The 16,472-nt window shown below is 46.1% G+C and carries 20 protein-coding genes; 12 read left to right on the top strand and 8 right to left on the bottom strand.

What is annotated here, in order from left to right; genetic code table 11:
• The first annotated feature begins 2 nt into the window (after nt 1-2).
• The 8 genes from rpmJ to dsbD all read left to right on the top strand — a co-directional run bounded on the left by rpmJ (nt 3) and on the right by dsbD (nt 5,186).
• A complete protein-coding gene (gene rpmJ / locus C2755_RS00415) occupies nt 3-119 on the top strand; it encodes a 50S ribosomal protein L36 (protein WP_012357167.1) in 117 nt (38 codons plus the stop codon).
• Between the two features lie 24 nt (nt 120-143).
• Nucleotides 144-509 carry a 30S ribosomal protein S13 gene (gene rpsM / locus C2755_RS00420; RefSeq protein WP_071464450.1) on the top strand — a complete coding sequence of 122 codons (366 nt, stop codon included), beginning with the start codon at nt 144-146 and terminating at the stop codon, nt 507-509.
• Nucleotides 510-527: 18 nt separating this feature from the next.
• Nucleotides 528-935, top strand: a complete 408-nt coding sequence (rpsK, locus tag C2755_RS00425) for a 30S ribosomal protein S11 (protein ID WP_011901923.1) — start codon at nt 528-530, stop codon at nt 933-935.
• Between the two features lie 118 nt (nt 936-1,053).
• The gene (gene rpsD / locus C2755_RS00430; protein WP_215321280.1) at nt 1,054-1,677 is read left to right on the top strand and encodes a 30S ribosomal protein S4; all 624 of its coding nucleotides are present in this window, start codon (nt 1,054-1,056) and stop codon (nt 1,675-1,677) included.
• Nucleotides 1,678-1,700: 23 nt separating this feature from the next.
• The gene (gene rpoA, locus C2755_RS00435; RefSeq protein WP_215321281.1) at nt 1,701-2,681 is read left to right on the top strand and encodes a DNA-directed RNA polymerase subunit alpha; all 981 of its coding nucleotides are present in this window, start codon (nt 1,701-1,703) and stop codon (nt 2,679-2,681) included.
• Between the two features lie 16 nt (nt 2,682-2,697).
• Entirely contained in the window at nt 2,698-3,090 is a 393-nt protein-coding gene (gene rplQ, locus C2755_RS00440; RefSeq protein ID WP_072582073.1) for a 50S ribosomal protein L17, read from the top strand.
• A 69-nt stretch (nt 3,091-3,159) separates the two neighbouring features.
• On the top strand, nt 3,160-3,510 hold the full coding sequence (gene cutA, locus C2755_RS00445) for a divalent-cation tolerance protein CutA (RefSeq protein ID WP_215321282.1): 351 nt from the start codon (nt 3,160-3,162) through the stop codon (nt 3,508-3,510).
• Nucleotides 3,507-5,186 carry a protein-disulfide reductase DsbD gene (gene dsbD, locus C2755_RS00450; RefSeq protein ID WP_215321283.1) on the top strand — a complete coding sequence of 560 codons (1,680 nt, stop codon included), beginning with the start codon at nt 3,507-3,509 and terminating at the stop codon, nt 5,184-5,186. The genes cutA and dsbD overlap by 4 nt, the downstream gene beginning before the upstream one ends.
• 17 nt (nt 5,187-5,203) lie before the next feature.
• Here dsbD and hemB read toward each other — a convergent pair whose 3' ends face one another.
• Nucleotides 5,204-6,238 carry a porphobilinogen synthase gene (gene hemB / locus C2755_RS00455; protein ID WP_251368487.1) on the bottom strand — a complete coding sequence of 345 codons (1,035 nt, stop codon included), beginning with the start codon at nt 6,236-6,238 and terminating at the stop codon, nt 5,204-5,206.
• Nucleotides 6,216-6,881 carry a ribosome biogenesis GTP-binding protein YihA/YsxC gene (yihA, locus tag C2755_RS00460; RefSeq protein ID WP_215321284.1) on the bottom strand — a complete coding sequence of 222 codons (666 nt, stop codon included), beginning with the start codon at nt 6,879-6,881 and terminating at the stop codon, nt 6,216-6,218. The genes hemB and yihA overlap by 23 nt, the downstream gene beginning before the upstream one ends.
• Before the next feature lie 114 nt (nt 6,882-6,995).
• Between yihA and C2755_RS00465 the strand changes: the two genes are divergently transcribed.
• Nucleotides 6,996-7,721 (top strand): cytochrome c, encoded by a 726-nt coding sequence (locus tag C2755_RS00465; RefSeq protein WP_215321285.1) that lies wholly within the window; start codon nt 6,996-6,998, stop codon nt 7,719-7,721.
• Between the two features lie 98 nt (nt 7,722-7,819).
• On the opposite strand, the gene lysA is transcribed toward C2755_RS00465, so the two are convergent.
• Both lysA and C2755_RS10435 read right to left on the bottom strand, forming a co-directional pair.
• Nucleotides 7,820-9,118 (bottom strand): diaminopimelate decarboxylase, encoded by a 1,299-nt coding sequence (lysA, locus tag C2755_RS00470; RefSeq protein WP_215321286.1) that lies wholly within the window; start codon nt 9,116-9,118, stop codon nt 7,820-7,822.
• A complete protein-coding gene (locus C2755_RS10435) occupies nt 9,118-9,309 on the bottom strand; it encodes a lipoprotein (protein WP_223146583.1) in 192 nt (63 codons plus the stop codon). The genes lysA and C2755_RS10435 overlap by 1 nt, the downstream gene beginning before the upstream one ends.
• Nucleotides 9,310-9,311: 2 nt before the next feature.
• On the opposite strand from C2755_RS10435, the gene cyaY reads away from it, so the two are divergent.
• Nucleotides 9,312-9,734 (top strand): iron donor protein CyaY, encoded by a 423-nt coding sequence (gene cyaY / locus C2755_RS00475; RefSeq protein ID WP_251368488.1) that lies wholly within the window; start codon nt 9,312-9,314, stop codon nt 9,732-9,734.
• Here the strand turns inward: cyaY and aroB are convergent.
• Genes aroB through C2755_RS00495 form a run of 4 tightly spaced genes read right to left on the bottom strand, consistent with a single transcriptional unit; the run spans nt 9,731 to nt 13,177 of the window.
• The gene (gene aroB / locus C2755_RS00480; protein WP_251368557.1) at nt 9,731-10,813 is read right to left on the bottom strand and encodes a 3-dehydroquinate synthase; all 1,083 of its coding nucleotides are present in this window, start codon (nt 10,811-10,813) and stop codon (nt 9,731-9,733) included. The two genes, cyaY and aroB, sit on opposite strands and share 4 nt — an antisense overlap.
• A gap of 16 nt (nt 10,814-10,829) precedes the next feature.
• Nucleotides 10,830-11,354, bottom strand: coding sequence for a shikimate kinase (locus C2755_RS00485; protein WP_215321288.1), 525 nt, complete (start codon nt 11,352-11,354; stop codon nt 10,830-10,832).
• Between the two features lie 12 nt (nt 11,355-11,366).
• On the bottom strand, nt 11,367-12,488 hold the full coding sequence (locus C2755_RS00490; protein WP_251368489.1) for a secretin and TonB N-terminal domain-containing protein: 1,122 nt from the start codon (nt 12,486-12,488) through the stop codon (nt 11,367-11,369).
• Nucleotides 12,485-13,177 (bottom strand): hypothetical protein, encoded by a 693-nt coding sequence (locus C2755_RS00495; protein WP_215321289.1) that lies wholly within the window; start codon nt 13,175-13,177, stop codon nt 12,485-12,487. The genes C2755_RS00490 and C2755_RS00495 overlap by 4 nt, the downstream gene beginning before the upstream one ends.
• A gap of 141 nt (nt 13,178-13,318) precedes the next feature.
• Between C2755_RS00495 and C2755_RS00500 the strand changes: the two genes are divergently transcribed.
• On the top strand, nt 13,319-15,655 hold the full coding sequence (locus C2755_RS00500; protein WP_215321290.1) for a penicillin-binding protein 1A: 2,337 nt from the start codon (nt 13,319-13,321) through the stop codon (nt 15,653-15,655).
• A gap of 12 nt (nt 15,656-15,667) precedes the next feature.
• Nucleotides 15,668-16,372 carry a transposase gene (locus C2755_RS00505; RefSeq protein ID WP_215321291.1) on the top strand — a complete coding sequence of 235 codons (705 nt, stop codon included), beginning with the start codon at nt 15,668-15,670 and terminating at the stop codon, nt 16,370-16,372.
• Nucleotides 16,373-16,472 lie beyond the last annotated feature (100 nt).

Consider the following 16,472-nt stretch of genomic DNA (forward strand, 5'->3'; position numbering starts at 1 on the left):
TTATGAAAGTTTTAGCATCCGTTAAGTGTATTTGCAGAAATTGCAAGATCATTAAGCGCAAACGCGTTGTTCGCGTGATCTGTTCTTCAGACGCACGTCATAAGCAGCGTCAAGGCTGATCTGGTTAATTAAGAGGAAATCTCATGGCACGTATCGCTGGGGTAAACATCCCAAATCATCAACATACTGTTATCGGTTTAACAGCAATTTTTGGCATTGGCACAACTCGTGCTAACAAAATTTGTCAAACTACAGGTGTTGCAATCAATAAAAAAGTTAAAGATCTTACTGACGCTGACTTGGAAAAGTTACGCGATGAAGTGGGTAAGTTCATTACTGAAGGTGACCTTCGTCGTGAAGTAACTATGAGCATCAAGCGTTTGATGGACTTAGGTTGCTACCGTGGCGTACGTCATCGTAAGGGCTTGCCCGTACGTGGTCAACGTACTAAGACAAACGCTCGTACCCGCAAGGGCCCGCGTAAGTCCGGCGTGCAACTGAAGAAATAATCAAGAAAGTTTATTGACATGGCAAAACAACAATCCGCTTCCGCCGCTTCACAGCGCGCTCGTAAGAAGGTTAAAAAGAACGTTGCTGACGGTATTGCACACGTTCACGCTTCTTTTAATAACACCATTATTACGATCACTGATCGTCAAGGAAATGCACTTTCATGGGCAACTTCCGGCGGCCAGGGTTTCAAGGGCTCACGTAAATCAACACCTTTTGCTGCTCAGGTAGCTGCAGAAGTTGCTGGTAAAGCAGCCGTTGAATGCGGTATTAAGAACTTGGAAGTTCAGATCAAAGGCCCAGGCCCAGGTCGTGAATCAGCAGTTCGTGCATTGAACTCATTAGGCATCAAGATCACTGAGATTCAAGACGTAACTCCAGTTCCACATAATGGTTGCCGCCCTCCTAAGCGTCGTCGTATTTAAGCTTGGAAGTTGGCAGTACAACAGTTTCAGTAGTTTTTTATTAAAGCCCACTGTTCGCCTGATTTAAAGGGCGAACTCACCGTCGGTCGTAAGGCTGCGGCAAAGAAAGGAAAGCATCGTGGCACGTTACTTAGGGCCTAAGGCCAAATTAGCACGTCGGGAAGGTACCGACTTATTTTTAAAGAGCGCTCGTCGCGCCCTGTCAGACAAGTGCAAGTTAGATACTAAGCCTGGTCAACATGGCCGTACATCTGGCTCAAGAACATCTGATTACGGTAATCAATTGCGTGAAAAGCAAAAGGTTAAGCGTATCTATGGCGTATTAGAGCGTCAATTCCGTCGTTACTTCGCAGAAGCTGAGCGTCGCAAGGGCAACACTGGCGAAACATTGCTCCAGTTGCTTGAGTCACGTTTAGACAATGTGGTGTATCGCATGGGTTTTGGTTCAACACGCGCTGAAGCACGTCAGTTGGTTTCTCACTGTGCAATTTTGCTCAATGGTAGCCCTGTCAATATTCCATCAATTCAGGTTAAGCCTGGTGATGTAGTTGCGATTCGTGAAAAAGCGAAGAAGCAAACGCGTATTACAGAATCACTCAATTTAGTCGGACAAATGGCAGCTGTTACTTGGGTTTCAGTTGACGCAGCTAAGCTCGAGGGAACATTTAAGCAAGTGCCTGACCGTGAAGATATTAGCGGTGAAATTAATGAAAGTTTGATCGTCGAATTGTATTCACGCTAATTAGGCACTCTCAAGGAAAAAATATGCAAACAAATTTGCTCAAGCCAAAGATTATTTCTGTTGAAGCGCTTACCGCCAACCAAGCTAAGGTTGTTATGGAGCCGTTCGAGCGTGGCTATGGCCACACACTCGGAAATGCATTACGTCGCGTACTCTTGTCCTCGATGGTTGGTTATGCGCCAACTGAAGTAGCTATTGCAGGCGTTGTTCATGAGTACTCCACTTTGGATGGAGTTCAAGAGGATGTAGTAAACCTCTTGTTGAACCTCAAAGGTATCGTATTTAAGTTGCAGTCACGTGATGAAGTTACTATCAATTTGCGTAAGGAAGGCCCAGGGGTTGTTACGGCAAAAGATATCGATTTGCCACATGATGTAGAGATCATGAACCCTGATCATGTGATCGCTCACTTGTCAGCTGGTGGTAAGTTAGACATGCAGATCAAGGTTGAAAAAGGCCGTGGTTATGTACCTGGTAACGTTCGTCAGTACAGCGACGAAGCTACTAAGATCATTGGTCGTATTGTGCTGGATGCCTCATTCAGCCCAGTAAGCCGTGTTAGCTATGCTGTTGAGTCTGCTCGTGTTGAGCAACGTACCGACCTCGATCGTTTAGTAATGACGATTGAAACAAACGGTGTGTTGTCTCCTGAAGAAGCAATTCGTCAAGCAGCTAGCATCTTGGTTGACCAATTAGTTGTATTCGCGGCTCTTGAGAGCAGCGAAGTTTCTGGTGATTTAGCACCAAGCCGCTCATCAATGGTTGATCCAATGTTGATGCGTCCGGTTGATGATCTCGAGCTGACAGTTCGCTCTGCAAACTGCTTGAAGGCTGAGAACATTTACTACATCGGTGACTTGATTCAACGTACTGAGAATGAATTGTTGAAGACGCCTAATCTGGGTCGCAAATCTTTGAATGAAATCAAAGATGTATTGGCTGCTCGTGGCTTAAGTCTTGGCATGAAACTCGAAAGCTGGCCTCCAGCTAACCTCGAGAAATAATTAGAAAGGAAGCATCATGCGTCACGGAAACGGCTTACGCAAACTAAACAGAACATCATCACATCGCTTGGCGATGCTGCGCAACATGTCCAATTCACTTTTGGAGCACGAGGTCATTAAAACGACTTTGCCAAAAGCAAAAGAATTGCGCATGGTTGTTGAGCCCTTGATTACCTTAGGTAAAAAAGACAACTTAGCAAACCGTCGCTTAGCATTCAATCGCACACGTGATCGCGATATCGTAGCCAAACTCTTTACAGAGCTGGGTCCACGTTACGCAACACGTCCAGGTGGCTATCTTCGTATTTTGAAGTTTGGCTTCCGTCATGGCGACAATGCGCCAATGGCCTTGGTTGAGTTAGTAGATCGCCCAGAAGTTGAAGAAACAGCAGTAACTGAAGAGGCTTAAGTCTCGGTGTTACGGTAAAAAGCCAGGCTTCGGTCTGGCTTTTTTCATTTATCAGGTTATAAATACAGAATGTCTGAAAACTCCCTAGCCAATTCCAGCAAGCTTTTGGTGGTGCTAACGAGCCTTCCTAATTTAGAGGTTGCCACAGCCTTGGCAAGAGCCTTGGTGGAGAGAAATTTCGCCGCTTGTGTGCAGCTTACGGAGGGTATTCAATCAATTTATCGCTGGAAGGGTAAAGTTTGCGAGGAGCATGAAGTATTGCTTTCTGCGAAAACTATCGCAAGTAAATGGCTGGAAATTTCCAGCTTTATTCAAGAACAGCATCCTTATGACCTGCCGGAAATATTGGCCTTTTCCCCTGAGCAATATGAAAAGCAATACGGCAAGTGGGTACAGTCTGAGGTAAATTCGAAGTCATGAGAATGTATTCCTTTGTAGCAAGGATCTTTGCCCTATTTTTATTCCTGTCCGCGCAAGTTTTTGCTGCGCCGGATTTCTTGCCCCCAGAGAAAGCGTTCCGAGTGGAGGCTTCTTGGTTAGAAAATTCCAATCAAGTGGAGCTGGAATTTTTGCCTGCTAAAGGCTATTACATCTACCAAGAATCTTTAAAGTTCCAAGCGGGCACGCAGGCCGAGAAGCTAAGCAATATAGGGCCTTCATTGCCATCAGGCGTGGTGAAGTTTGATGAAACTTTTCAGAAAAAACTGCAAGTTTATAAAGAACCCTTCCTAGTACTTTTAGATGTAAAGCCTGCCGATGGCAAGCCGATCCATGCAGCTGTAACACTGCAAGGTTGCGCCGAGGCAGGCATTTGCTATCCACCTATGACCCTGAAATTTTTACTCGCCGGTCCTGGGGTTAAAGTAGCTCCGATTCCAGATGCTTTAGATGGCATGCCTTTATCTAGCTCCCAGGTTGGCGGCGAATTCGGCTTGGCCGATTTATGGCGTGAGCGTGATGACGTCAATGCTATTGGCCGCTTTTTAGAAAGCACTTCAACTGCTTATTTATTTCTAGCTTTCTTTGTATTGGGGCTTGCGCTCGCTTTTACACCCTGCGTCCTTCCCATGTTGCCTATTTTGTCGAGCGTTATCTTTGGTACTCAAGACGGTAAGGCTGTAACCAAGGGGCGTGCCAGTATCTTAGCGCTAGCCTATGTCTTGGGTATGGCGTTGGTATACGCCTTGGCAGGTGTGCTTATGGCGGCCCTTGGTGGGAGCGTACAGCGTGCATTGCAGAGCCCCATTGCATTAGCTGCTTTTGCCCTACTACTTTTGGCCCTTTCAGGCAGTTTGTTTGGTTTGTATGACCTACGGTTGCCGCAATCATGGCATCACCATGTAGATCGGTTGGCAGGGCGCCAAAAGGGCGGCAATGTATTTGGTGCTTTTGCTTTGGGGGGTATTTCTACTTTAGTAGCCAGCCCCTGTATTACAGCGCCCCTGGCAGGCGTTTTAGCCTTTATTGCGCAAACCGGCTCTATGAGTCTAGGCGCAGGACTCCTTTTTGTAATGGCCCTAGGAATGGGGCTACCACTATTCTTTATTGCGATTGAGGCCCGCATTCTGATTCCATCCACGGGTATTTGGATGGTTTATTTACAGCGTACCTTGGGAGTTCTTCTGGTCGCCACGGCAGCATGGATTGCCTCGCCATTGCTCCAGAAAAATGATGTTGCAGGAGCTACAAAATTAGTGAACGGCCAGAGCATTCATGAGGTTGGTGATTTATCTTTTGTAGTGATTCATTCGCCTGCAGAGTTAGATACGCAACTAAGCAAAGCCAAGGAAGAAAAGAAAGTGGTCCTCCTAGATTTTTATGCGGACTGGTGTATTAGCTGTAAGGAGATGGAAGTAAATACCTTTACAAATCCAGAGGTAAGTAAAGAGCTAAAACAGTTTGTCTTAGTACAAGCTGACGTTACTGCAAATAGTCCTGAGAACCAGGTATTACTTAAGCGCTTCGGTTTATTTGGTCCTCCAGGAATTCTGATCTTCAATCAAAATTCAGGAGAGCTAAAAGACCAACGAGTGATTGGCTACATGCCACCCCAGCGTTTTATAGAACGATTAAAACAAGCAGCAAGCACTCAATAAAAAATCAAATTTGTTTTTTATTTGCCTGCTGCGTTTTTTTTAAGTAGGCGTGCTGCTTCGAGTGCAAAGTAAGTCAAAACACCATCAGCACCTGCGCGTTTAAAGGCGAGCAGCGATTCCATCATCACAGCATCGTGATCTAGCCAGCCATTTTGTGCGGCAGCTTTGAGCATGGCATATTCACCGCTTACTTGATAGGCATAAGTCGGGTAGTCAAACTCTTCACGGACGCGACGCACAATATCCAAATAAGGCATACCGGGCTTCACCATGACCATATCTGCACCTTCGCTGATATCAAGAGCAACCTCCCGCAAAGCCTCGTCGCTATTGGCGCAATCCATTTGATATGTTTTTTTATCGGCCTTACCTAGGTTTTTTGCAGAACCAACTGCATCTCTAAAGGGGCCATAAAAGGCAGAGGCATATTTAGCTGAGTAAGCCATGATTCGGGTGTGAATTAAATTCTTTTGCTCGAGCGCTTCACGAATTTTTCCGATGCGCCCATCCATCATGTCTGATGGTGCAACAATATCAACACCAGCTTCTGCTTGTGTGATCGCTTGCTGAACCAAGATGGCAGTCGTTTCATCATTCAGAATACGACCTTGCTCATCGAGTACGCCATCTTGACCATGGCTTGTATATGGATCAAGCGCTACATCAGTCATGATGCCTAAATTGGGGAAACGTTTTTTGAGTTCGCGAACAGCCGTAGGGATGAGTCCTTTTGAATTAAAGGCTTCCTCACCATCAGGTGTTTTTAATCCGCTATCGATTACTGGAAAAAGCGCAAGAACTGGAATGCCTAAATCCACACATTCTTGTGCAATTGGCATGAGCAGGTCTAATGAAAAGCGGTTAACACCAGGCATAGAGGCAACTGCTTCGGATTTGCCTTGACCTTCAAGTAGAAAGACGGGGTAGATTAAATCATTTGCCGAAACATTGTGCTCTTGCATGAGGCGACGTGACCAATCATCACGACGCATGCGGCGAGGACGGTGTTCTGGAAAACTAAGCAATGAGTTAGCTGGTGATTTCATCTTCATGAGTTTCTGCTTCAAATAGCCATTTAATAATTAAATTATCTGCCTCTTCTAGGCCAATCCGTTTGGTGCTTGAAAATAATTGTGCCGTAAGTTGCTTAGAGTCACCCGTTCCATCCGGTAGGGCTGGGTCATATTGTTGTAATTGCTGGCGTACCGCCTCCAGCACATGCTTGCACTCACTTTTGTTTAGTTTGTCGCATTTGCTGAGTAAAACGTGAATAGGTTTGCCAGTGGGTACAAACCACTGAATCATTTGCTCGTCTAGCTCGGTGATACCGCGCCTTGAGTCCACGATCAGGATCATGCCTACCAACTGCTCTCGCTCCTGTAAATAGTCGCTTAGGAGGGCATTCCAGTGGTATTTGGTCTCGTGATTGACTGCTGCATAGCCATAGCCTGGCAAGTCAACCAAATAAGCTAGCAGGTCATCTTTTGCAAAAACACCGAAATAGTTAATATGTTGGGTGCGTCCAGGCGTTTTACTGGCAAAAGCTAGCCTTTTTTGGTTGCAAAGGATGTTAAGGGCGCTAGATTTGCCTGCATTTGAGCGGCCAGCAAAGGCCACCTCTCGCAGCGGGGTGGCAGGTAGACAATGGGTATCATTGACTGTAGTGGCGAATCGGGCTTGAAAGAGTTTAGACATGTCCAGAAGCTATTGTAAAATCACGCAAAATCATGAAATATCTCATGGTGTTGGGTAAAAAGTTGTAAATGCAGGGCCCAAACACTTTTAGGAATTTTTGCCAAGGTAAACATAATGCGTCAAACCTCTCAAATCTCCAAATTAACTGGCTTACGGGCTGGTTTTGCGGTTCTCTCCATTTTCGCTCTGATCGGCGTATCTGGTGCAGTTTTTGCTGCCGATGCTGCTCCTATGGCAGCCGCTCCAGAAGCTAAAGCAGAAGTTCCAGGTAAACCTAAGGTTGATCCAGCCGCGGGTGAAGCACTGTATTCAAATGGTGATGCAACTCGTGGCGTAACCGCCTGTATCACTTGCCATGGCCCTAAAGGTCAAAGTGCGATTGGTACATGGCCAAAGCTTTCCGCACAGCATGCTGCATACCTTACAAAGCAGTTGAAAAACTTTAAAGAAGGCGCTCGCGCAAATCCAATCATGATGGGTATGGCCGCCACTTTGACTCAAGAAGACATGCAAAATATTTCAGCTTTTTTATCTAAGCAGCCTATCTCCCAGGGTGTTGCTCAAGATAAAGAAACAATCGCATTAGGCCAAAGTATTTATCGTGGTGGTATTGCAGCAAAAGGCGTTCCAGCTTGTGCTGCCTGCCACAGCCCAACAGGCGCTGGTATTCCTGCTCAGTACCCACTCCTTGGCGGTCAATGGGCTGAATACAATAATGCCCAGTTGCTAGCGTTCCGTGAAGGCGTGCGCACCAACAGTAGTCAAATGACAACGATTGCTTCAAAGCTTTCGGATAAAGAAATGAAAGCGGTAGCTGATTACATCGCAGGCTTGCATTAATTAGCTAAAGCCTTAAAACAAAACCCCGCTACTTCAGCGGGGTTTTTTATTGACTAAAACTTTTGCAAAGTGTTTAAATGTGCTCCAATTACTGATTGTTAGCTTGGTAAAACTGTTTCAGAAGAAAACAAGTCAGTAGTTTTTTCGCGAGTGCGAATAACGTAAGCATTTTTTCCATCAACCATAATCTCCGCAGGTTTAGGGCGCGTGTTGTAGTTGGATGCCATTACAAAACCATAAGCGCCAGCAGACAGAATGGCTAGAAGATCGCCTTCCTCTACCGCAAGATGACGATCCCTTCCCAGCCAGTCGCCAGATTCGCAAACAGGACCAACGATGTCATAGGTCAATGCTTTTGCTGCCTTCTTTTGTACGGGCACTATTCCATGATGTGCTTCATATAGGGCAGGTCGCATCAGTTCAGTCATTGCAGCATCAACAATGCAGAAGTTCTTCTCAGCACCGGGCTTTAAATACTCTACAGTTGTTAGTAGCACGCCAGCATTGCCTACTAATGACCTGCCTGGCTCAAGCACAACGTCAAGGTGACCAAAACCACGCTCAGCCACTCGATTCAATAAGGTGTTCGTAAATTCAGTAATGTCTGGCGGGGTTTCATCACTATAAGAAATACCAAGACCACCACCGAGATCAAGATGGTGAATCACAATACCCTCTTTTTTCAGTTGCGCGACAAGATCTAACACTTTATCTAACGCATCTAAGTAAGGGGCGGTGGTCGTGATTTGAGAGCCAATGTGACAATCAATTCCAACTACATCTATTTGAGAAAGTTGTGATGCTTCACGATAGGTTTTTAAAACCTCGTGATATGCGATGCCAAATTTATTGCCCTTAAGCCCAGTGGAAATATAAGGATGGGTTTGCGCATCTACATCAGGATTAACGCGTAAAGAAATCGGGGCGCGGCAATTGAGTTCAGTAGCTACGCGATTAATCTTATGCAGTTCAGCAATCGATTCAACATTAATACATTTGACGCCAGCTTTGAGGGCTGTAGCGATTTCAGCAGCAGATTTACCTACACCTGCAAATACTAGGCTCTTTGGATCTGCGTCAATTGCTAATGCACGAGCTAACTCACCGCCACTCACTAAATCAAATCCAGCACCCAGTTTTTTAAAGCAATCAATCACCGCTAAATTGCTGTTTGCCTTCATGGCATAGTGCACGCGGGCACGACGTTTGCCATTACTATCAACGCATGCCTTGTCGTAGGCTTGGTAAGCTTCAGTCAATGCTTTTTTGCTGTAGATGTACAGCGGCGTACCAAATTCTTTTGCTAAGTCTGCGAGTGGAATTTCTTCGGCATACCAGTTGCCATCGCGTTCAGTAAACCCGGATAACTTAGGAAGGGGGATTGCTTTGCTTTTCATTACTTGGCCGATGAAGAATTGCTTGGGCTAGCAGGGGTTTGAGGTGGGTATAGCTTGCCTTTAGGTTCCGGCTCTGTAGGAGCTGACGGAACTGGTGGCACATTTGGCATAAATAGCGGTCCTCTTACCCCACACCCAACAAGGGATATTAGAAGGCTAAGGCAGAGGGTTCTATTAAGAATCGCTATCATGAATGTCTCTAAAACGAATGATTGAATATAGCATGCAGGACTCCGGTATGAATCCAAACGATCCAGGCGTAGAAACCATCGATGACAAGCAGTTTTACCAGCTGGGAAGCAATTTATTGCATTCCATAGAGGTGGCGTTGGAGACTGCTGATGAAGCATTAGATCTCGACTTGGATATTGAGCGCCAAGGCGGGAACGTTATTAATATTCGTTTTAAGGATAAAAGTGTCATTGTGATTAATACTCAACCACCTTTGCATGAGATTTGGGTCGCTGCCAAATCGGGTGGATATCACTATCGCTGGGCTGGCACTATGGCACAACCTTTGTGGCTTGATACCAAAACAGGAAAAGAGCTGTTAAGCGATTTGACTGAGTTTGCGAGCGCTCAGGCTGGTCAAGCAGTTAATATGAGCTTGATTTAAGCTGCGCCAGTAGCACTTAAAGTTTCAATCACTTGGGCATCAGCTACGCTTTTAATCTGGGCTTTACCAATCTTTTCTAAAACAACATAACGGATTTGACCGCCCTCGGTTTTTTTATCAACCTGCATAAGTTCCATATAACGCCCTACACCAAACTTTGGCGGCGTAGTTGGTAAATTCATAGATTGGATGATTTTGGTGAGACGCTGGAAATCTGCGTCGCTAATGTAGTTGAGTCGACGTGACAGATCCGCACCCATCACCATGCCACATCCGACTGCTTCACCATGTAGCCATTCGCCGTAGCCCATACCCGCTTCAATTGCGTGACCAAAGGTATGACCAAAATTGAGGGTTGCACGAATACCGCCCTCTCTTTCATCTGCGGAAACTACTGCAGATTTAATTTCACAGGAACGTAAGACGGCATGACCCATTGCTTCTGTGTCGCAGGCTAGCAGCGGTGAGGCATTAGATTCAATCCAATTTAAGAACTCGGCATCTGCAATAGCGCCATGCTTCACAACTTCAGCAAGCCCAGCAGATAGCTCTCTCGGGGGTAGAGTCTTTAAGGTATTGAGATCGGCAATCACAGCGGCCGGCTGATGAAAGGCGCCAATCATATTTTTACCTAGCGGATGATTGATGCCCGTTTTACCGCCAACGGAAGAGTCTACCTGTGCAAGCAAGGTAGTGGGTACTTGGATAAAGCGAATGCCGCGCATAAAGCTAGCCGCAGCAAATCCAGTCATATCGCCTATAACGCCACCACCCAGGGCAACCAACATGGTGTGGCGATCAGCGCCAAACTTTAAAAGATCATCAAAAATCAACTGAAGATTTTTCCAGTCTTTGTATGACTCGCCATCAGGTAGAACAATTGTCCTAACAGGCTTCCCAAAGGTGCTCAGCGTCTTAGTTAGGCGCTCAGCATAGAGCGGGGCAACCGTAGTGTTACTAACAATGTAAATAGAGGTTGCTTTTTCACAGGCCTTAAATAAGCTTGCTTGATCAATCAGATCTTTGCCAATATAAATCGGGTAACTGCGATTGCCAAGATCAACTTCAAGTGTTTTCATCATAGTGCCAATATATTTAAGCGGAAAGTTCAAGCTGCATGATTAAGGTATTGACCAGCTGATTAACGCTAGGCTTGCCAGTCTCAATCACATGGTCAGCGATTTCACGATACAGAGGATCGCGAACGGCATATAAGTTTTCTAAAATCTTTTTGGCATCCCCATTTTTTAATAAGGGGCGACCCTCGCCACCTTTGGTGCGATGCCAAAGTTCAATTGGGTTTGCGTGAAGATAAATCACGGTGCCACCCTCACTTAATGCCTGCCGATTTTCTGGTGAGAGAACAGCGCCACCGCCGGTTGCCAAAATAATATCTTGCTCGGCAGTGATTTCACGGATGGCTTGAGCTTCTCTTTTGCGAAATCCTTCTTCGCCTTCCATTTCAAAAATGACGGGGATTTTTACGCCACAGCGCTCTTCAATCACATGGTCGGCATCTAGAAAGCGGCGCCCTAATTTTTTGGCCAAGACCTTACCAACGGTCGACTTCCCAGCGCCCATGAGGCCGATTAGAAAGATATTGTTTGTCGAGGAGTTCACCCTCCGATTTTATTAGGGTTTGTCGAGAACAGTCGGAGTTAAAAAGACAAGTAGCTCTGTTTTATCTTGTAATTTGGATTTATGGCGAAAAAAATGACCAATGAGGGGTATATCGCCTAAGAGCGGGATTTTGACTTCGTCTTCCCGTTCAGTGGTTTGGAAAATGCCACCAATGATGGCTGTCCCGCCATTTTCAACGGTGACCTCTGAACTCAGGCTTTTGGTGTCAATGGCATATCCCTGTTCTGTTTTCATGCCTACCGTGTCCTTATTAATGCCCACTAGCATTGATATCTTTCCATCTGGATGGATTTTTGGCAAAACCTCTAGGCGAAGGTTTGCCTTTCTAAATTGCAATTTACTGCCATTTTGATTCGAGGTTTGGTAGGGCAGTTCTGTACCTTGCTCAATGGTTGCCTTCACCTGGTCGCCAGTCATGATGCGTGGGTTAGAAAGAATCTTTCCCTGACCTTCAGACTCAAGCGCAGAAAGTTCTGCCTGCAGAATGCGGCTCCCATTTCTGGAGACTAAGGTTGCGGCTATAGTTGCTGGATTAAAACCACTCAAACCAGCGCCACCCAGATCCATGCTGCCAATTAATTTTTGATCTGTTTTATCTCCGATACCATTAGCTTGATATCCCAGCTTAACCCCTAGCTCACGGGCAAAGCGTTCATCAGCCTCAACTATTCGGGCTTCTATGAGGATTTGCCTGGGACTATTCATGTGGTCTCCACCAAACGGAAGGGCGGCCTCTTCACGCCGGAATTTCTGAAAGGCTTGGATTTCTGCGTGAGGCCCAATCCAGTAGATTTCTCCGTTGCGCACCAGTCGTAAACCGCGGCTCGCCAGAATAGAGTGAAGGGCTGTTTGCCAAGGGGTATTTCTAAGGTCTATCGAGATCTTCCCTTTAATGGATTCGCTTAATAAAAAATTGGTATTACCCAATTTCGCCATAGTTTCTAAAAGTTCAGTTAATTCAATACCGGTAAATTGCAGGCTAATAGGGATCAGGAAATGATTTTGTGAGGGCGCATTACCCATTGCTGTATTGCTGGATAAAAGCATCAATACAGCTAACCAAGAGGTGAGCAGTTTGAAGTATTTCTGGGGGTTATTTAGGCTGAGCTTCATTCGCTTTTTGAAGCCTTCAGAACCAGAGATTTGCCCTGGGAATGGGTCAGGGTCACAAGTCCTTTTTCGATAGAGCTTAGGTGCCATCCCCCTAAAACCTGCGCCCCCCTCTCAAAGACAAGATGGCTTTTCCCTGTATGAAAATAGGCTTGCTGGGTGTTGCCCATTTGGGATGTGCCAAGGTACTGCCAGCGGCGTAGCTCGGACTCATGGGTTGGTGCTTGCGGCCTGTTCAGAGTCCTTGTTTCAGGCTTTCTTTCCTTTAATAAGTGAATACTTACTTCTATTTCATCTATTGCTAGATATAGCTCATCTTGATCATTGTTAATTTGATCACGCATTAATAGCATCTCTTTTTTCAATTCCAAAAGCTGTTGTTGGGGTCTCTCCAAGGCATCTTGGGATTGCTTATTCAGTGAGGTGTAGGCCACAAAAAATGCAATAGCTGCTGCCAGCAAGACGCCAATCAAGGCGATTGGAAGCGCAATTCCTTGTAGTGAATTGCGGATCTGAATAGGATTTAAGGACTCCGTAAAGGGATTGCTTCTGCCTTGGTTTGGAGCTCTATGCGGTGTGCTTTGATGGGGAGGGGGCTTGCGTATTCCATGGGGGTCGGGGATGGCTGGGTCATCGCCGAGATCACTCAGAATTTCATCAAAAGATTGGCTGGAAATATGGCGTGCTGGCATACCCATATTCTTCTGTTTTGGGTACCGAAAATCCATCAGCCTAGATTGAACCCACCGTCAGAAATCAGATCTTATCTATAAGCAAAACAAGAATTTTGGAGGTTTTAGGGGAATTGTCTAAGCGCCCTATAATTTGGACATATGGCCTTACCTCCAAAAGACAAGCCGCCGCTGAATCAGCGTCCCATTCGTCCATCCGATAGACGCCCTCGGAATTCACGAGTAGAGCCTGGCTTGCCAGGGAATTCATCAGGCAGCCCTTTAATAAAGGCTTTACTCATTGTTGCCGCTGTAGGCGCGATAGCCCTGTCACTGGTCCTTGGTTATGCTTTTTTAATTGCCAAGCCGAATTTGCCAAAAATTTCCGCTTTAACTGATTACAACCCAAAAACACCTCTGCGGATTTACACCGCAGATAAGGTATTGATTGGTGAGTTTGGTGAAGAGCGTCGTAAAGTCATCCCGCTAAATGAAATTCCGATGGCAATGCGAAACGCCGTTATTGCTACAGAGGACGATCGTTTCTATTCCCATGGCGGGGTTGACTACGTTGGGGTTCTTAGAGCGGGGGTTGCCAATCTCCGCGGACATTTAGCTCAGGGCGCCTCGACCATCACAATGCAGGTGGCAAGAAATTTCTTCTTAAGTAACGAGAAGACATTTAGCCGCAAGATTTACGAAATTCTTTTGGCATGGGAGATTGAATCTCAACTGACTAAAGACAAGATTTTAGAAATCTATATGAACCAAATTTTCTTGGGTCAAAGAGCTTTTGGTTTCTCAAGCGCAGCGCAAATTTACTTTGGTATTGAATTGAAGGACATTAGCATTGCTCAAGCCGCAATGCTGGCTGGCCTGCCTAAGGCGCCTTCGGCTTATAACCCAGTGACCAACTACCGCCGTGCCAAGATTCGTCAAGAGTACATTCTTCAGCGCATGCGCGATCTGGGTTACATCACACCAGAGGAATACCAAAAAGCGATGATTGAAGAATTACATATTCGCGGCTTGGGTAATGAGTTTGCGGTTCGTGCTGACTTCCCCGCTGAAATGGTTCGTCAATTACTCTTCACGCAGTATGGAGAGGCAATCTATTCACAAGGGATCGACGTCTACACGACTATCTTAAAAGCCGATCAAGATGCCGCTTATAAAGCAGTCCGACGTGGAATTTTTGAATACGATTTACGGCATGCTTATCGTGGCCCTGAGGGTTTTATCGATCTTCCCGAAGACTCTGTGAAGCGCCAGCGCGCGATTGACGAGGCATTACTTGCTTATCCGCAGTTGGATGATTTGCAGTCTGGGATTGTGCTCGACGTTAAACCGAAAGAAATGCAAGTCATGATTTCGACTGGTGACACCATCACTATTAAAGGTGAGGGTATGAAATTGGCGGCTGCTTCTATTACTGATAGCACTCAGCCCAAAAAACGCTTGCGCCCTGGCGCTATAGTGCGACTTCTTTCAGATGGAGGGGTTTGGAAATTGGCCCAGCTGCCACAAGTTGAGGCTGCCTTTGTGTCCATGAATGCAGAGACCGGCGCAATTCTATCTTTAGTGGGCGGCTTTGATTTCCGTCGTAACCAATTTAATCACGTGACGCAAGCTTTACGTCAGCCTGGTTCCTCATTTAAACCATTTATCTATGCCGCCGCCATTGAAAAAGGCTTTACCCCAAGTACGATGGTGAACGATGCACCTTTATCTATTGGTGGCATGGAGACTGGCAGTCAGGCTTGGGAGCCAAAAAACTACGATGGCAAATATGATGGCATGATGCGCCTGCGCAATGCCTTGGCAAAATCAAAGAACTTAGTGTCGGTTCGCATTATTCGCGCCATCGGCCCTTCTTATGCGCAAGAATATATTCAGCGTTTTGGCTTTGAGCCAGAAAAGCACCCCCCTTACTTAACAATGGCTTTGGGCGCGGGTTCTGTAACCCCGTTGCAGATGGCCTCTGCTTATAGTGTATTTGCCAATGGGGGCTATCGTGTGGATCCATTCTTGATTGACAAGATGGTGGACTCTAAAGGCACCGTCATGTTCGAAGCAAAGCCTACGCATGCGGGTGAAGATGCGCCTCGTGTATTAGATGCGCGCACTGCATTTGTAATGGATAGCATGCTGCAAGAAGTAACCAAGACGGGTACCGCAGCCTCAGCGCGTGGTAAGTTGGGACGAAGCGACATTGCAGGTAAAACAGGCACAACGAATGATTCGCATGATGCCTGGTTTGCTGGCTATAACCCTAAAGTAGTTGCGATTGCATGGATTGGCTTTGATAAGCCTGCGAGTTTGGGCGATCGAGAGACTGGTGGCGGACTTGCTTTGCCAATGTGGATTTCTTATATGGCGACTGCATTAAAGGATAGCCCTCAGATCTCTCGCGAAGTGCCAAGCGGCGTAACGCAAGTTGATGGCGACTGGTTTATCCCGGACTTTGCTACCAATGGCGGTGTGCGCGAACTGCAATAGTTCGTTTTCAACATGGCACGGCAAGCGCGCACAGTAATACCAGGCCAAGCAATGCATGTGATGGTCCGCGGCAATAATCGTGAAAATATTTTCTTTGCCGATGAAGATCGGCGCACTTATTTAGAGTGGCTGCGTGAAGCTGCTAGGCAGTTTGGTTGTGCCGTGCATGCGTTTGCTTTAATGCCTAACCATGTGCATTTGCTCATGACTCCCCAAAGCGAAGATTCGCTGGCGAAAACAATGCAGTCTCTTGGTCGCCGTTATGCCCAATATTTCAATCAACAGCATCGCCGCTCGGGAACCATTTGGGAGGGGCGATATCGCTCATCTTTGATTGACCCGGATTATTTTTTACGCTGCCAGCGTTATATAGAGCTCAACCCGGTCAGGGCTGGATATGAATCCAATCCCCAAAGCTCTACATGGACGAGTTTTGCAACCCACATTGGTGGCAATGCAGAGCCTTGGTTGGTAGACCATCAGCATTTTTGGAAGTTGGGTAACACCCCTTTTGAGAGGCAGATGAGCTGGTCAAACTTTGTAAAAGAGGGTGCGCCTCACTGGGAAGACCGCCAAATCACAGAATCTCTATTGCGATCCAAGCCTTGGGTCAGTGATATTTATGCCAAAAAGCTCTTTAAAGATACTCCGGAGCTTGCATTAATTCGCCATCGTGGGCGCCCTAGAAAAATTCACTCTTTAAATTCAATCACTTAGTTGATTAATGCTTTCCCTATATTTCCAATAGGGTATTGAGTATTTCGACTCTGTCCCCATATATAGAATTCATATTGGTGCGACATCTAAATAAATGGGA

It is taken from the genome of Polynucleobacter sp. MWH-S4W17, assembly GCF_018687535.1.
Classification (GTDB): domain Bacteria; phylum Pseudomonadota; class Gammaproteobacteria; order Burkholderiales; family Burkholderiaceae; genus Polynucleobacter.

Excerpts from the sequence above, each read along its gene's own strand:
- rpmJ (WP_012357167.1), top strand. The coding sequence starts at position 3 with ATGAAAGTTTTAGCATCCGTTAAGTGTATTTGCAGAAATTGCAAGATC.
- rpsM (WP_071464450.1), top strand. The coding sequence starts at position 144 with ATGGCACGTATCGCTGGGGTAAACATCCCAAATCATCAACATACTGTT.
- rpsK (WP_011901923.1), top strand. The coding sequence starts at position 528 with ATGGCAAAACAACAATCCGCTTCCGCCGCTTCACAGCGCGCTCGTAAG.
- rpoA (WP_215321281.1), top strand. The coding sequence starts at position 1,701 with ATGCAAACAAATTTGCTCAAGCCAAAGATTATTTCTGTTGAAGCGCTT.
- rplQ (WP_072582073.1), top strand. The coding sequence starts at position 2,698 with ATGCGTCACGGAAACGGCTTACGCAAACTAAACAGAACATCATCACAT.
- cutA (WP_215321282.1), top strand. The coding sequence starts at position 3,160 with ATGTCTGAAAACTCCCTAGCCAATTCCAGCAAGCTTTTGGTGGTGCTA.
- dsbD (WP_215321283.1), top strand. The coding sequence starts at position 3,507 with ATGAGAATGTATTCCTTTGTAGCAAGGATCTTTGCCCTATTTTTATTC.
- hemB (WP_251368487.1), bottom strand. The coding sequence starts at position 6,238 with ATGAAGATGAAATCACCAGCTAACTCATTGCTTAGTTTTCCAGAACAC.
- yihA (WP_215321284.1), bottom strand. The coding sequence starts at position 6,881 with ATGTCTAAACTCTTTCAAGCCCGATTCGCCACTACAGTCAATGATACC.
- C2755_RS00465 (WP_215321285.1), top strand. The coding sequence starts at position 6,996 with ATGCGTCAAACCTCTCAAATCTCCAAATTAACTGGCTTACGGGCTGGT.
- lysA (WP_215321286.1), bottom strand. The coding sequence starts at position 9,118 with ATGAAAAGCAAAGCAATCCCCCTTCCTAAGTTATCCGGGTTTACTGAA.
- C2755_RS10435 (WP_223146583.1), bottom strand. The coding sequence starts at position 9,309 with ATGATAGCGATTCTTAATAGAACCCTCTGCCTTAGCCTTCTAATATCC.
- cyaY (WP_251368488.1), top strand. The coding sequence starts at position 9,312 with ATGTCTCTAAAACGAATGATTGAATATAGCATGCAGGACTCCGGTATG.
- aroB (WP_251368557.1), bottom strand. The coding sequence starts at position 10,813 with ATGAAAACACTTGAAGTTGATCTTGGCAATCGCAGTTACCCGATTTAT.
- C2755_RS00490 (WP_251368489.1), bottom strand. The coding sequence starts at position 12,488 with ATGAAGCTCAGCCTAAATAACCCCCAGAAATACTTCAAACTGCTCACC.
- C2755_RS00495 (WP_215321289.1), bottom strand. The coding sequence starts at position 13,177 with ATGCCAGCACGCCATATTTCCAGCCAATCTTTTGATGAAATTCTGAGT.
- C2755_RS00500 (WP_215321290.1), top strand. The coding sequence starts at position 13,319 with ATGGCCTTACCTCCAAAAGACAAGCCGCCGCTGAATCAGCGTCCCATT.
- C2755_RS00505 (WP_215321291.1), top strand. The coding sequence starts at position 15,668 with ATGGCACGGCAAGCGCGCACAGTAATACCAGGCCAAGCAATGCATGTG.